12 protein-coding genes are annotated in these 16,018 nt (G+C 34.4%); 11 read left to right on the top strand and 1 reads right to left on the bottom strand.

The features are described from left to right. Positions 1 to 298 precede the first annotated feature (298 nt). Positions 299 to 1,387: a tyrosine-type recombinase/integrase gene (locus V1503_RS22655; RefSeq protein WP_410629253.1), complete on the bottom strand. Its 1,089-nt coding sequence runs from the start codon at positions 1,385 to 1,387 to the stop codon at positions 299 to 301. A gap of 363 nt (positions 1,388 to 1,750) precedes the next feature. Between V1503_RS22655 and hmpA the strand changes: the two genes are divergently transcribed. From hmpA to V1503_RS22600, 11 genes are all read left to right on the top strand, one after another. Continuing rightward, positions 1,751 to 2,971 carry an NO-inducible flavohemoprotein gene (hmpA, locus tag V1503_RS22650; RefSeq protein ID WP_410629252.1) on the top strand — a complete coding sequence of 407 codons (1,221 nt, stop codon included), beginning with the start codon at positions 1,751 to 1,753 and terminating at the stop codon, positions 2,969 to 2,971. A gap of 598 nt (positions 2,972 to 3,569) precedes the next feature. Further along, positions 3,570 to 4,253, top strand: coding sequence for a response regulator transcription factor (locus V1503_RS22645; protein ID WP_410629251.1), 684 nt, complete (start codon positions 3,570 to 3,572; stop codon positions 4,251 to 4,253). A gap of 1 nt (position 4,254) precedes the next feature. Continuing rightward, positions 4,255 to 5,256 (top strand): sensor histidine kinase, encoded by a 1,002-nt coding sequence (locus V1503_RS22640; RefSeq protein WP_410629498.1) that lies wholly within the window; start codon positions 4,255 to 4,257, stop codon positions 5,254 to 5,256. A 94-nt stretch (positions 5,257 to 5,350) separates the two neighbouring features. Beyond that, a complete protein-coding gene (locus V1503_RS22635; protein WP_410629250.1) occupies positions 5,351 to 6,034 on the top strand; it encodes an ABC transporter ATP-binding protein in 684 nt (227 codons plus the stop codon). After that, a complete protein-coding gene (locus V1503_RS22630) occupies positions 6,031 to 8,637 on the top strand; it encodes an FtsX-like permease family protein (RefSeq protein ID WP_410629249.1) in 2,607 nt (868 codons plus the stop codon). Before V1503_RS22635 ends, V1503_RS22630 begins: the two co-directional genes overlap by 4 nt. Before the next feature lie 751 nt (positions 8,638 to 9,388). Beyond that, complete coding sequence (locus tag V1503_RS22625) at positions 9,389 to 11,143, top strand: peptide ABC transporter substrate-binding protein (RefSeq protein ID WP_410629248.1); 1,755 nt, start codon at positions 9,389 to 9,391, stop codon at positions 11,141 to 11,143. 157 nt (positions 11,144 to 11,300) lie between these two features. Continuing rightward, complete coding sequence (locus V1503_RS22620) at positions 11,301 to 12,227, top strand: ABC transporter permease (RefSeq protein ID WP_214481766.1); 927 nt, start codon at positions 11,301 to 11,303, stop codon at positions 12,225 to 12,227. Between the two features lies 1 nt (position 12,228). Beyond that, positions 12,229 to 13,164, top strand: coding sequence for an ABC transporter permease (locus V1503_RS22615; protein ID WP_410629247.1), 936 nt, complete (start codon positions 12,229 to 12,231; stop codon positions 13,162 to 13,164). A gap of 91 nt (positions 13,165 to 13,255) precedes the next feature. Then, complete coding sequence (locus V1503_RS22610; protein WP_410629246.1) at positions 13,256 to 14,272, top strand: ABC transporter ATP-binding protein; 1,017 nt, start codon at positions 13,256 to 13,258, stop codon at positions 14,270 to 14,272. After that, positions 14,272 to 15,240 (top strand): ABC transporter ATP-binding protein, encoded by a 969-nt coding sequence (locus V1503_RS22605; protein ID WP_410629245.1) that lies wholly within the window; start codon positions 14,272 to 14,274, stop codon positions 15,238 to 15,240. The genes V1503_RS22610 and V1503_RS22605 overlap by 1 nt, the downstream gene beginning before the upstream one ends. A gap of 220 nt (positions 15,241 to 15,460) precedes the next feature. After that, positions 15,461 to 15,871, top strand: coding sequence for a hypothetical protein (locus V1503_RS22600; protein ID WP_410629244.1), 411 nt, complete (start codon positions 15,461 to 15,463; stop codon positions 15,869 to 15,871). The last annotated feature ends 147 nt before the right edge of the window (positions 15,872 to 16,018 follow it).

Raw genomic sequence — 16,018 nt, 5'->3', positions numbered from 1 at the left:
GATTATGAAAAAAACTAATAAAAGGACTAATATAAGTGTCATTTCTGACATATATAGTCCTTTTTATTTGTATGATTAATACTCAACATAAATTTGTGGTGATTATATTGAGTGATTGTATAACCTGTTCGCGTAGAGGATAATAAAGATTTCGTTCATCACTCACTATATTAAGCTGATATCGCATGCTTTTATGCAACTAATACACACGTAAAATGACAAGGTTAAGGTAGTTCACCTTCTATAAAACCATCTCAATAAAACTAGAGCATTGTACATCAATCATTAGGCAAATGATCTATCCATCATTAAGTAGAGCGATTGCTTTTTTCTTCGTTTCGCTTTGGATATGTGCATAAATTTGAGTAGTTGCAACAGATTCATGCCCTAATAAATTTTGAATCGTTAATACATCAACCCCTTGCTGAGCTAGCTCTGTTGCAAAACTATGTCGGAGTTTATGTGCAGTAATATGTTTGTATGTCAAAAATGGCAGGTGTTCCTTTGCTCTAATTAGATGGCGGTTGATCATCTTTTGTACTGCACTAACTGAAATTCCGAGTTTTAGTTTTTTTAATTTAAAATCATAACCGACAAAGAGTGGATCATTTGGTTTTGTGGGACGATTGTCTTCATCAAGCTTATGTAGATACAATTGTATATTGTTAAGTGTGTCGTCTGATAAGGGGACACTTCTTTGTTTACTACCTTTACCGATAACTGTAATTTCCTTCCGATGCCATGAAATATTATGTACTTGTAAGCTACATAATTCTGAAATCCGTAATCCTGTCATCATCATTAAGTGAATGATTGTAATGTCTCTATATTTAAATAACTGTTGATAAGTTTTCTCCCTGTTAGATTTATAATTATCTTCGTTATTGATAAATGTTAATAATTCACTACATTCCTGTTTTGTTAAGAATACCGGCTCAGAACGTCCTACTTTAGGTCTTTCGATCCCTTCAATTGGGTTACTTATAATTACGTCTTGTTGCTGCAAATAAGAGAAGACAGATTTTAACGCTGATAATTTTCTATTAATTGTTTTTGGATTATTTTTTTGTTCAATCGCAAGATAACGAACGTAATTTCTAACCCCTGAGGGCTCCAAAGCTATAAAATCATCCAACGTAATGTCATTCATATTAAGCTCAATACTCGCTTTTTCGATGACGTACTCGAAGAAAAACTTGAAGTCGTATATGTAGCGTTGAATTGTATTTGTTGAATAGTTTAAAGAAATTCTACTTATTAAATATGCCTGTATAAATTGAGGCATGTTAGAAAAATAGTGATAGTTTTTTTCGACATCAGTATAGTCATTGTCAATTGCTAAAGTTTGTAGTTCATCTGATTGATTAATCTTATGAAAGATTGACATAATCGTTCACCCTTAACTATGAGTCTATAATATTCGCATTAATAGTTCCGTGAAATATATGTTTCATGGAACTATTATAAAGAAAGAACTAATAGACGTCCATACTTTACGTTTAAAATACATAAATTCCATTAAAAAGGGTATATTTTAGCTGTAAGAGGTTTTATCTCGGTTTAGACGTATGATATTCTAATCTGATTTCAGTGAGCTTATATCTAAATCTGAAAGGTCGTTTTTTCTGAAGGAAAATCATTGTCACAAATTAGACAAATTATATGTGATTCAAATCACAAGCTGAGGTCTTAGTTTTTACTATAATTACATTGTAAACGATAATAACAACTTGACTAGGAGAGATAGAAGATGCTAGATCAAAAAACAATTGAAATTATTAAATCAACAGTTCCAGTACTTGAAGAACATGGTGAAGCTATTACAACTAGATTTTATGAATTAATGTTTGGAAATCATCCTGAATTATTGAATATTTTTAATCACGCTAATCAAAAGCAAGGTAGACAACAAAAAGCATTAGCTAGTGCAGTATATAATGCGGCAAAATATATTGATAATTTAGAAGCCATTATTCCTGTGGTGAAGCAAATTGGCCATAAACATCGAAGTTTAGGAATTACAGCTGAACAATATCCGATAGTAGGTAAGCACTTGTTATTAGCTATTAAAGATGTGTTAGGTGACGCCGCGACAGACGAAATCATGAATGCATGGGAAAAAGCATACGGTGTGATTGCAGATGCGTTTATTTCAGTTGAAGCCGATATGTATAATGAAGCTGAACAAAGCCATGGTGGTTGGAAAGGTTTTAGGAAGTTTATTGTAGATAAAAAGGTCAAGGAAAGTGATGTCATCACATCTTTCTATTTAAAACCAGAAGATAAACAAGCTATTTCTAGCTTTATACCAGGTCAATACATTAGTGTAAAATGTAGCATTGATGGTGAAGAATACACTCATATTCGCCAGTATAGTTTATCAGATGCTCCAAAAAAAGGGCATTATCGTATAAGTGTTAAAAGAGAAACGGGACAGGGGGATATTCCTGACGGTAAAATTTCTAATTATTTACATGATGACGTACAAGAAGGGGATATATTAAACCTTAGTGCCCCAGCTGGTGATTTCGTACTTAATACTGAAGTACAAAATGATGTTGTCTTATTAAGTGGAGGGGTAGGAATTACACCAATGGTAAGTATGCTTAATACGATCGCGGATACTCAACCTGAACGTAAAGTTACTTTTATCCATGCGGCTATTAACGGAAATGTTCATGCGATGAAAGATGAGGTAAGTGCTGTTACGTCAAAAAATGAACAAATTTCAGCATACTATAGCTACAATGCTCCAACGGTAGATGATATAAATAATAAAGCATTTGACCATGAAGGATTCATTACACTAGAGTGGTTACAACAAATAGTTCATAACACAAACGCTGATTTTTATTTCTGTGGTCCTCTTCCATTTATGAAAACAGTGTATCAGTTACTAAAAGAAATAGGTGTACCACAAGACAACATTCATTATGAATTCTTCGGCCCTGCGAGTGATTTGGAAGGATAATGATTGTGCCTAAAAGAAGATTATCATTATAATTTGAGTGGTAAGATGCATGGGTTACTCATCATGATCATAGCCATCGATATTAATAAAAACATAACAAAATTAGCCACCTCCAATGTAGGTGGTTATTTTGTTATGGAGCAAAGCAGTGAGGTAAGGTTCCATCTTTAACCAAAAAAACAACAATCAATGCTAAATAGCCTAGTTTAAAAATTAGCTCAAAGATTTTGTGGAGGTATGTAGTTTGTATAAACTACTGGTTTGGCGTACTATAAATAATCATAAGCAACCTATAGCAGTGGTGGATGTAATTCATAATTAAATCTGGCTTTTTTCGGCAAATTTGTTGAAATTCTGACCAAACTAGCATAGTAAGAAGGGGGTTAATACATTTAACATCGTTTTTTAGAGAGCGATAGTGGTATACATTCCTATTACTTGATTCGGAAAACAACAATTAATTCGTTAAAATCTAGAAGCTACAACTGCCGAGCTCGTTTACATATGATATATCTTTAAAAACTAAAATAAGTTTAGATTAAATCAAAGGTTAGAACTTAAATATGCGCAAGAAATACAAAGATAGGATGAATATGAGATGAAAATATTGATTGTGGAAGATGATAAGACGATTGCTTCAGGGCTTGAATATTCTTTGCAAGAAGAAAACTATTCTACAATTCTTTGTCATGATGTTGCATGTGCGAAAAAGGAGATCTCAGATCAATTAGACGAATTAGCGTTATGTTTATTTGATTTATCTCTGCCTGATGGCAGTGGGTATGATTTATGCCGTATTGTGAAAAAACAAGCGGATGTTCCGGTGATTTTTTTAACTGCGGTTGATGATGAAGTTAATGTTGTAATGGGTCTAGACATGGGGGCAGATGATTATATAACTAAGCCGTTTCGTATTCGTGAGCTACTTTCAAGGATCAGATCAGTTTTACGAAGATACCAAAAGCAGACACAGACAAAATCTGTCATTACAATAGAAAATGTTCAAATTAATACAAATGAAGGTAAAGTGTATAAAAATGGAGTGGAAATTACCTTGACAGCTTTAGAATATCGTCTCTTACTTATCTTCGCTAACCATATCGGTCAAGTTCTTTCAAGAAACCAGCTATTGGAACAGATTTGGGATGTAGCAGGGGATTTTGTAAACGATAACACTTTAACCGTTTATATTAAGCGACTACGTGAAAAGCTAGAGGATCATCCTCAAAAACCGACGATAATCAAAACAATTCGTGGGTTAGGGTATAGGGTTGGTGAATAGCTTGTTACGTCATAAAGAGATACAAATGTTTTTATTTATTATGTGTTTGTTTAGCCTTTGTGCAGCGATGCTTGGAGGTTTGTTGTCAATTAGTGCAATGGTACTTATTTTCATATGTTCAGCAATGTTAATTAGTATCACCCTCATTTTTACACACCGGAGATACCGAGAAATAGAAATGCTCTCTCATTATTTGCGCCGAATTAGCTCAGGTGATTACACTCTTGATGTCCGTGATAACGAAGAAGGTGAGTTAAGTATACTAAAGAACAATATTTATAAGGTCACGTCAATGCTATCGGAGCATAAATCTCTATTGCAACAAGATAAAAGCAAGCTAACTGATGCTATTTCAGATATTTCCCACCAGCTTAAAACCCCGCTCACCTCAATGATGGTAATGACAGATTTGTTAAGTGATGATGAGCTGCCGGTAGCAAAAAGAGATGAATTCACTCATAATCTACGTATTCAAATTGAGCGTATTGAATGGCTTGTTTCCTCATTATTAAAGATATCTAAAATTGATGCAGGAACGGTTCAATTCAAAAAGGATCGAATAAACGTGAAGAACCTTATCCAAAAATCAATAGATCCTGTTTTGATTCCGATGGATATTAAAGAACAAGTATTATCAATTAATGGTGAAGACACAACATCTTTTCTTGGGGACCTTAACTGGTCAGCCGAAGCTGTTATAAATATATTAAAAAACTGTGTGGAACACACGCCTGACGGTGGTGTAATTACCATTTCTTTTTCAGAAAATGCGCTGTTCACTGAACTCATCATTGCTGACAATGGAAAAGGGATTCCAAAGGAAGACATACCTTATATTTTCAAACGTTTTTATAAAGGAAAAAATGCCAATACCGATAGTATCGGTATTGGTCTAGCGATAGCTTACAGTATCATTACTAGTCAAAACGGTGATATTGAGGTTCTGAGTAAGGAAGGTGAGGGAACACGCTTTTTGATTAAGTTTTATAAACAAGTTATATAATATCAGTAGGTGACTATATTGTCATTTTAGAGTCATTGGATAGTCATTTTAGACAGTTATATTAGAAGTACGTCGACTTTTGGAGGTTATACCATTGGAAATTTTAAAAATAGATAATCTGTCTAAAATATACGGTAAAGGTGACACGGCAGTTAAAGCACTTGATGATGTTACATTTTCGATTCATAAAGGTGAATTTGTCGCAATTATTGGTCCGTCAGGATCTGGGAAGTCAACACTACTTCATATGCTGGGAGGTGTCGACAGACCTTCAAGCGGAAAAGTATTAGTCGATAACACCGATATTTATCAGCTAAACGAGACTCAATTAGCTGTTTTTCGGCGAAGGCAAATAGGCTTAATTTATCAATTTTATAATCTAATACCGATATTAACCGTTGAAGAAAATATTACGTTGCCATTATTACTCGATGGACATAAAGTAGATAACAAGCTACTTAATGAAATCGTTACGACCATAGGGCTAAATAACCGCTTAGGATATTTACCAAATCAACTTTCAGGTGGACAACAACAACGAATATCGATCGGAAGAGCATTGATTAGTAATCCGACCATTATGTTAGCGGATGAGCCGACAGGTAACCTAGATAGCAAGAACAGTAATGAAGTAATAAATTTATTAAAACTGTTTAATAAAAAATATAACCAAACATTGATCGTCATTACACATGATGAAAAAATTGCTTTGCAAGCAGATCGAATTATATCTATTGAAGATGGAAGAATTGTCAAAAACGAGGTCATTCGTCCATGAATATTATTAACAAACTAACCCTCAGGCATTTGAAGAAAAATAAAAGGCGTACAATCGTAACCGTTATTGGGATCGTTATTTCTGTTGCAATGGTGACGGCTGCAGCGACGCTTACGACCTCATTTATAAGTGCCCTGCAAGAAAATGCGATGGAACAAACTGGGGAATGGCATGTTGTCTACAATGATATTTATAAAAATCAGATTGAAAGTATTAAACAGGATGAGAATATAAAGGCAATGTCGCTTGCAAATGATGTTGGGACTGCTCTTTTAGAAGGAACACATAACAAGAGTAAGCCTTATTTATTTGTAAAAGAATATAATACGCAGGCATATAACCAATTTCCGTTTGAATTACTTGCTGGAAGATTCCCCACAGCAGATCATGAAGTCGTTATTTCTAAAAATCTCGCAACAAATACAGGTGGAAAATATGAAGTTGGTGACCGATTAACATTAGAAATAGGAGAACGATATGTAACTGGCGAGAGTGCTAGCGAACCTTTAGACCAAATGGTACCATTACAAAAGGCAGAAGGGGTTAACATTGAAACATTAATAAATACAAAAACACAAACTTATACAATTGTTGGGGAGATTGAAAGTCCATCATGGGATACAACATTATCTACACCTGGATATATGATTATTAGCTATTTGGATGAGAATTTATTTCCAGCAAACAAAACAGTTGATGCATATATTGCTCTAGATAAAGTCAGTCAATCTTTATATGATACCTCGAGTTCTTTAGCTGAAAAAAATAATATCGATGCTGATAAGATCCAATATAATACTCACTTGTTGAATTATTATGGTGTGACAGGGAAAGAAAACTTAAGAATGTCCATCTTTGCTTTAGAAATCATTATTATAGCGGTAATTGTAGTTGGATCGGTAGCCTTAATTTATAATGCCTTTACCATAAGTTTTGCTGAACGTGCTCGATATTTAGGCATGTTAAGCAGTGTAGGAGCAACAAAGATTCAAAAACGTAATTCTGTTTTGTTCGAGGCAACAATTGTCGGCTTCATTAGTATCCCAATAGGTATTATTATGGGGTTAATAGGTGTAATGATTACTCTCTCAATCATTAACACATTCATACAACAATCGTTAAATATAGATGAAAAACTATTAATACTAACCGTTACGCCAATGTCAATGTTGGTTGCAGTGGGTGTTTCACTACTTTCAATCTTTATATCATGTTATTTACCAGCTCGGAAAGCTTCAAAAGTTTCAACTATTGATGCCATACGCCAAACGCAAGATGTCAAGCTAACAGGGAAAGAAATTAAAACATCCAAAATTATACGGAACTTGTTTGGAATTCAGGCTGAAATCGCTTTAAAAAATGTAAAGAGAAATAAAAAAAGGTATCAAATAACGATCTTTTCTTTTGTGGTGAGCATTATCCTTTTTATATCGGTTTCTTTTTTTACCGATCATTTACAAAAATCAATAGAACTTTCACAAAGGAACGTTAATTATGACATTCAAGTAACAACTAGAAATGAAGATACAGCAATGTTAAAGTCTTTATCTACGCTAGATTATGTAACGAGTGCTAGTATTGTAAAAAAAATGCATCTATACTCTTGGATCGATGCTAACTTCGTACCCGAGGACGCTAAAAAACGGATAGGTCCTGCAGATAAAAAAGAAGGGGGAAAAATTCTTTATAGAGTAGATGTAAATGTACTGGATGAAGATAGCTTCGTTGAATATGCTAAGTCAATTAATGTAGACTCCGAAAAGTTGAAGAATTCGGATCAGCTTAATGTAATATTGATAGATACATTTAAACACATAGACGAAAAGACGCAACAAATAATTGAAGAAAAATCTATTTATGCACAACCTGAAATGAAAATAAGTTTAATTGACAAAGTTTTTGGAACAGGGAAACAAGCAGGGGAAACATTTATAAATTCTGTCCAAATAGCAGCCGTCACAGACCAATTTCCAATGGGGGATATTACTTTAGATTTCCTAGAATTTGAAATCATCATACCAGAAAGCTTAGTGGAACAACTGTTTCCTACTAATTATGTTCAAAACTTTTTTACGGACCTCTATTTAACATCTTCCGATCCAATGCAAACATACACTGAAATCGAAGAGCTAAATGATGCCAATTTCTCTATTTATAGTTCTCATGTAGAACGAAAACAAAACAAACAGCTGATGCTATTAATTAAAGTATTTTCCTATGGATTTACGATACTCATAACAGTGATATCAGTTGCAAATATATTTAATACGATTTCAACTAGTATTGCTTTACGTAAAAGAGAATTTGCAATGCTAAAATCAATTGGTATGACTTCTAAAGAGTTTAACAAAATGATTAATTATGAAAGTTTCTTTTACGGAATAAAGTCTTTGTTATATGGCTTACCAATAAGTATCGTAATCATCTATGCCATTCACCGGGCCATGATGAACACAATCAAACTTGAGTTTTCGATCCCTTGGGCGGATATGATAATTGTTATTATTGCTATATTTTTAATTGTAGTTGTATCTATGCTGTATTCCAGTACTAAAGTAAAAAAAGATAATATTATTGATGAATTAAAAATGGAGAATATATAGGTTATAAACGTTGTCTTGGGAAAGCACCTTCCTGAGACTACTTTTGTTATATGACTGAAAATTAATAATGAAAACATCCGTAGGTGTGTTTAATAACGGTTTCAATCTGGTGTCGGACACATTAATGAATGTCATACAAAACTAACACAATATAACATTTGATTAGTAAACCTATCAAATTCATGCTGTCCAATTTACGTAAAAATACCAACATGGTTTCAAAAAGAAGAAAAATTGCTGTAGGAACTTTTCGTAAGCTGAATTCCTTTTCAATAAAATTTAAACAGGTAGATAGTAGTTTTATCATTATAACAAGAATTCTAAAGAAGAAAAAAGCCAAGAACGCTGCTTATTTTGTTAGTGTGTATCACTAGAGCAGAAGGATCTATATGTACAACATAGAAGATAAAAACATTGAATATTTAAAATATTTTTACAATGTGTATGGATACATATACACATAACTAACAAGCTCTTATCACCGTCCATAACTAAATACAGATTATTTATCCTTCAACAAAAATCCCTGTTTTTATCACACATCTGTATATGAGCACGATATCCAATTTGTACATTGACTTCAAATACTTTGATACACATTTACCTTGGCACACATCTTGCAAAATACATATGTAAGAGCGTGGAACAATTGTAATCACTAAATGACAGCACCCACAGAAGATTGCAATAAAGGTTACCGGTAATGTTTCCGTAACTCAAGGCTCACGCAAAAATAAGAGGAGGGGAAATTATGAAAAAGAGAACAAGTTGGTTAATGGTTATGTTAACAGTTGTTTTGGCAGTCGTACTTGGTCTTGCTGGTTGCAATAGTGAAGGAGCTTCACAGACATCCGATTCATCATCTCAAAAAAGTAACGAAAGTAGTAGTGATAATAACAATAAGGAAGCTGAAAGCACGAATAGTGAACAAGTTTATAACACCATTATGAGTGAGCCTACTTCATTAAGTCCTGTCTATGGTGCCTATACTCAAGATTTACTTCTCTTAAATAACATTCAAGAGGGGTTAATGAGAAAAGGACAAGATGGTGCTACTATTGAATACGGCTTAGCAGAAAGTCATGATTTTGAAAATAATACCTATACATTCTATTTAAGAGACGCAACATGGTCAAATGGTGAGCCTATAACGGCTTATGATTTTGAATTCGGTTGGAAGACTGTGATGGATCCACGTAATGCCGCAGAATATGGGTATTTGTTTGAAATTACATTAATTACTGGAGCGGCGGATTTGGTGTATATGGAAATTCCAGAAAACGAGGCTGAAGCTGAAACAGCTATACAAACTGCGAAAGATGCTGTAGGTGTCAAAGCACTTGATGATAAAACACTAGAGATTAAAGTGGATGGAGAAAGCCCAGCGTTTCTAGAGTTACTTGCTTTTCCATCGTTAGTACCAATTCAACAACAGTATTTTGAAGAAGTTGGCGGTGTAGATGTGTATGGAACTGAAGCAAGTAATATGCTTTATGCAGGTCCTTTTGTAGTAGAAGAGTGGTCCCACGATGAAGTAGTTGTTTTAGCGAAAAATGAAAAATATTGGGATAAGGATACGGTTCAACTTGATAAAATCAACATGCCATGGATTTCAGATGATAATACAAGAATGCAAATGTATGAGCAAGGTGATATTGATGGTGTAGCTCTCCCTAGTGATTATATTGATCAATATGCAAATAGTGATGAAGCAACGTTGCGTACAAGAGCAAATACGTGGTGGTTTGTATTAAACCAAGAAGCAGAAGGTCTCCAAGGTGAGTATTTAAGAAATGCAAAATTTCGTGAAGCATTAGCAATTGGCTTTGATCGTGCAGAAATGAGTCAAGTTGCATGGGGAGGAACGCAGGTTCCTGCAGGTGGTATCATTCCTCCAGGTATGGCTGGTTCACAATCAGGTGTAGATTTCCGTTCTGAATTCACAGAAAATTCTAATTTGCTAAAATTTGATTTTGATAGAGCTAAACAACTCATTGAAGAAGCAAAAGCTGAAATTGGTGAAGACGTTCCAGAATTTGAATTAATCGTTTATCAAAGTGATGATTGGGCAAAAACAGGGCAGTACTTACAACAAAAATGGGGAGAAATCGGTGTCCCATTTACGATAAAACAAACAGACTCCAAAATAAGAAGAGCATTAATGGATAGTAGAGATTACAATTTAGTAGCAGCAGGGTGGACTGCAGATTATGATGAGCCAAGTACGTATTTAGATTTATTTGTTTCAACAGGATCGTTTAACAAAAATGGATATGTAAGTGAGAAATATGATCAAGTACTTGAGGATGTTAGAGCAACGAATGACATGAAAGAGAAATTTAACTTATACGCTGAACTGGAAAGAATTGTTGTGTCAGATTATGCATATATTCCTCTATCACATGATGGGTATTATAGTTTAGAAAGAACATATGTTGATGGTATTGTCACTCATGCTGTTGGTCCAAGATCATCTTACAAATGGGCATCGGTAACAGAAAAGTAAAAAAATTCAAACGTAACTTCTATCGTTATTGCTTTAACTCAAAAGGTATGTACTAATTTGAATTTCAAAATAATCAAGGTATATGTTTTGTACATATACCTTGATTTAACTTGACTACTCTTTTTTCAAGTCACACCAAGATAGGAGATGGATAAGTATGCTAAAGTTTTTCCTCCGGCGTTTATGTTTTATGATCTTAACTTTATGGGTAATATGTACATTATCATTTTTCTTTATGAAAGCAATTCCTGGAACGCCTTTTGAAGAAGACAAAATTCCACCAGCAGTGTTAGAAAATATGAAAGCAAAGTACGGATTAGACAAACCGATACCAGAACAGTATGCAATATATTTGTCAAATGTTGTACAACTTGATTTCGGTGTATCGTACAGAATAAAAAATAGAGAAGTAACGACTATTATTGCAGAGAAAATTGGACCTTCTGCGGCAATCGGGTTGCAAGCAGTTGCGTTAAGTATCCCATTTGGAATATTACTTGGCATTATTGCTGCGATATGGAGAAATACATTAATAGATTATTTAGCTGTCGGTATTGCCGTATTTGGATTCGCAATTCCAAGCTTTGTAGCAGCAGTACTACTCCAATATGTAGTTGCAGGGAAACTAGAATTATTACCTATTGCGCAATTTGAATCGTATAAACATACGATACTACCTTCGTTAGCAATTGCGTTAGGAGGTTTTGCATATTACACAAGGATGATGCGTTCGGAGCTACTCGAAGTATTAGGACAAGACTATATAAAAACTGCAAAATCTAAAGGGTTGTCTCAGCCTCTTGTTCTTATGAGACATGGTTTAAGAAATGCGATGATTCCACTCATCACTAGCTTACCAGTTGTAATCATTTTCAGTATGACAGGCTCATTAGTCGTTGAAGAAATCTTCGCCATCCCAGGTATTGGTAAGGAATTAGTAACTTCAGTCATAACACGAGATTATACAGTAACGATGGGTTTGACGTTATTTTATGCGATTTTATACATCATTAGTCTATTTATTGTGGACCTATTGTATTCTATTGTTGACCCAAGAATTCGTATCATAGGGGGGACTGAATAGCATGAATACAGATCCTATGATTCAAGATAATAAATTCCAGCCTTTAGACAAGAGTATCTATAAAGCTGATCATGATAAGCAGTATAAAAGTATGTCTTTTTCTCAAGATGTTTGGCGCCGTTTAAAAAAGCATAAACCAGCCATGATTTCATTGTTTTTCCTAATAGTGATTACTTTTATGGCGTTTGCTGGTCCATATATGAATGAACATGATGCAGACTACCAAAATTATGACAGTATTAAAATGGAACCCACGATGGAAAATGATTATTGGTTTGGCACAGACACATTAGGTCGAGATATGTGGACCAGGACGTGGGAAGGTGCAAAAATATCTCTACTCATTGGTGTTGTCGCAGCAACATTAGATGTTATTTTTGGCGTTGTTTATGGAGCTATTGCGGGTTACTTTGGAGGAAGAATTGATTTTATCATGATGCGTTTTATAGAAATAATCGTAAGTATACCTAACATTATATTTACAATTTTACTATTAATGGTCATTGAACGAGGAATATTAGCTATTATTATCGCAATTGCTCTTACAGGTTGGGTGGGGATGGCCCGCCTCATCCGTGGTCAAGTAATGAGCTTAAAAAGTAGAGAATACGTATTAGCAGCACGTTCTTTAGGAACAAAACCTATGAAACTCATACGTGTACATCTTATTCCTAATATGGTGGGTCCTATGATGGTAAACATGTCTTTTACGATACCAGCAGCTATTTTTGCTGAAGCTGTACTGAGTTTTATTGGTTTAGGTGTACCATTACCAGATGCGTCTTTAGGTTCTTTAGTCAATGATGGAAGAAAGTTACTTCTTTTAGAGCCACACTTGTTATTTTTCCCAGCAACGATTATTACTTTGATTATTCTTTCGTTCAGTATTTTTGGAGACGGTTTACGTGATGCAGTAGATCCAAGACTTCGAAAATAACAGAAATGTTCTATGTTAATTTATTCAATGTACTAAATATCAATAGCCTTATAATCAACTATTTTTTTCAGCTTAGGGGGGTATAGACTTAATGAAAAAGCTATTAGAAGTAAAAGACTTATACTTTTCTTTTGATACATTTGAAGGTGAAATTGAGGCAATACGAGGAGTAAGCTTTGAAGTGAAGAAGGGAGAAGTAATCGCCTTAGTAGGAGAATCAGGTTCTGGAAAAAGTGTTACGTCTCAAACCATTGTCGGGTTAAACCCAATGCCTCCAGGGCGCTATAAATCAGGTGAAATACTATTTGAAGGAAAGGATATATCCAAACTAAACGATAAAGAACTGCAAAAAGTACGTGGCGCTGAAATATCAATGATTTTCCAAGACCCGATGACTTCGTTAAACCCAACAATGAAGATTGGCAAACAAATTAGCGAGGGCCTAATAAAGCATCAAGGGTTATCAAAGGAAGCTGCTAAACAGAAAGCTATTCAAATGCTTAGTTTAGTAGGTATTCCTAACCCTGAAAAACTATTAAATAATTACGCACATCAATTTAGTGGTGGAATGAGACAACGTGTCATGATTGCCATTGCATTAGCTTGTAACCCGAAGCTGTTAATTGCAGACGAACCCACTACTGCACTTGATGTAACGATACAAGCTCAAATTATAGATTTAATGAAAGATTTACAAAAAAAGATCGATACATCCATTATTTTAATTACACATGACCTAGGAGTTGTAGCTAATATTGCACAGAGAGTTATGATTATGTATGCAGGAAAGATTGTGGAACAAGGCTTTTTAGAAGAAATATTTTATAACCCTAGGCACCCTTATACATGGGGATTGTTAAAGTCTGTCCCCCGTCTAGATTCGAGGGAACACGGAAGGTTAACATCAATTCCTGGTACACCACCACCATTGAATAACCCACCTAACGGCTGTCCATTTGCAGAGCGCTGTGATTACGCTATGAATATTTGTGCCGAAGAATATCCTTATGAAACTACTAAATCAGCAACTCATAAAGTAGCTTGTTGGCTTGAGGATCCAGCGGTTCCTCCGATACATCAGCCTATGCAGATAGGGGGACATGTATAATGGGAAACGTTAAGCCGTTACTAAAAGTGAAGAATTTACACAAAGAGTTTAAAGTTGGAGGAGGCCAGAAGCTTAAAGCAGTAAATGACGTATCTTTTACAGTAAATGAAGGTGAAACTTTTGGTTTAGTAGGAGAGTCAGGTTGTGGAAAATCAACAACAGGAAGAACAATATTGCAGTTATATGAAGCTACAAGCGGTGAAATTATATTTGATGGTGAAGACATCTCAAAAATGGACAAAAAAAGAAAAAGAGCCTTACACAGTGATATCCAAATGATCTTTCAGGATCCATATGCATCATTAAATCCAAGGTTAACAGTCACTGAGATCATTGCTGAAGGAATGGATGCACAAAAAATGTACAAAAAGAATAAAAAGGCAAAGCTTGCACGAGTATACGAGTTGTTAGAATTGGTTGGCTTAAATAAAAATCATGCAAACAGGTATCCACACGAATTTTCTGGTGGACAGCGCCAGCGTATAGGTATCGCTAGAGCACTAGCAGTTCAGCCGAGATTTATTATAGCAGATGAACCAATATCAGCGTTAGATGTATCTATCCAAGCACAGGTTGTTAATTTATTTCAAGAATTACAGGAAAAGCACAAGCTAACTTACTTATTCATCGCTCATGATTTAGCGATGGTCAAACATATATCTGATCGCATTGGTGTCATGTACCTCGGTAAACTAGTTGAAGTAGCAGAAAGTTTAGAATTGTATGAGGATCCACTTCATCCGTATACACAGGCTCTACTTTCAGCTATACCTATCCCAGATCCAGATATTGAACAAAGCAGGGAACGTATCGTTCTGCAGGGAGACGTGCCAAGTCCAATGAACCCTCCTAGTGGCTGTCATTTTCGCACAAGATGTCCTTATGTCAAAAAAGAATGCGAAGAAATAAAACCTGAGCTGGTGGAGGTCAAAAAAGGTCATTTTGTTGCTTGTCATTTATATGAATAGCATGTCAGAAATACATTATTTTGAACATCTAAATCTTTAATAATCTATTTTCAATATTTACTAATGAGCTCTTGTTGTCATTTAATAGTTATGTTATTTAATGTTGCAAAACGAGATTTTCTAGAAAATTATATGCAACTAAACACGAGCTGTATATGAAATTAATAACAACAACCTATACAGATAGATCATTACTCATTGTAAGAAAGGAAAGATATTTGTGTATTCTTACAAACATACAAAATACATCTTAAGTATTTTTATATTACTGCTATGTATCGTGTTAAGTTTCTTATTTGTCAATGATAAAGGTTTTATATTTACTCTAACAAACTACACATTTATATTTGGATTACTTATGTTAACGCTTTGCACGATTTTTTATTTATTGGAGCGTTGGTTCACTCCTGTTTTTTTGATGAGTTCGGGTAAAGATTTTCGTTCGAAAGAAAAACATGCTAACAGTTTAGTAGATTACAAGGTTGATCCTGATACGATAAAAGAGCAAGAACAGCAACAAATGCAAAAAAATATTCTTAAAAAAGAAATAGTCAACATTCAGTTAACAGTCGCAGTTACCTTACTTACTGTAGCGGTTGTGCTAAACCTTGTTTACTATATGATTCAATAAGAGATAGGTTATAATGTGGTTGGACCTTCAATGATTTTTCCATATTCTAAATTATTAGTTTCATCCTTGTTAATTTATAAAACTTACACACGTAGATAAATAAATGAGCATAACAAAAGGGAGTCTTATAGATTACATTCTAAATCT

The sequence above is a fragment of the Nanhaiella sioensis genome (genome assembly GCF_046557775.1).
Classification (GTDB): Bacteria; Bacillota; Bacilli; order Bacillales; family SM2101; genus Nanhaiella; species Nanhaiella sioensis.
Note: the sequence above shows the minus strand (reverse complement) of the source record. Positions and strands in the feature narration are given on the sequence as shown.

What these genes read in the sequence shown, in the direction of transcription:
- V1503_RS22655 (WP_410629253.1), bottom strand. Translation starts at nt 1,387, where the DNA reads ATGTCAATCTTTCATAAGATTAATCAATCAGATGAACTACAAACTTTA.
- hmpA (WP_410629252.1), top strand. Translation starts at nt 1,751, where the DNA reads ATGCTAGATCAAAAAACAATTGAAATTATTAAATCAACAGTTCCAGTA.
- V1503_RS22645 (WP_410629251.1), top strand. Translation starts at nt 3,570, where the DNA reads ATGAAAATATTGATTGTGGAAGATGATAAGACGATTGCTTCAGGGCTT.
- V1503_RS22630 (WP_410629249.1), top strand. Translation starts at nt 6,031, where the DNA reads ATGAATATTATTAACAAACTAACCCTCAGGCATTTGAAGAAAAATAAA.
- V1503_RS22625 (WP_410629248.1), top strand. Translation starts at nt 9,389, where the DNA reads ATGAAAAAGAGAACAAGTTGGTTAATGGTTATGTTAACAGTTGTTTTG.
- V1503_RS22620 (WP_214481766.1), top strand. Translation starts at nt 11,301, where the DNA reads ATGCTAAAGTTTTTCCTCCGGCGTTTATGTTTTATGATCTTAACTTTA.
- V1503_RS22615 (WP_410629247.1), top strand. Translation starts at nt 12,229, where the DNA reads ATGAATACAGATCCTATGATTCAAGATAATAAATTCCAGCCTTTAGAC.
- V1503_RS22610 (WP_410629246.1), top strand. Translation starts at nt 13,256, where the DNA reads ATGAAAAAGCTATTAGAAGTAAAAGACTTATACTTTTCTTTTGATACA.
- V1503_RS22605 (WP_410629245.1), top strand. Translation starts at nt 14,272, where the DNA reads ATGGGAAACGTTAAGCCGTTACTAAAAGTGAAGAATTTACACAAAGAG.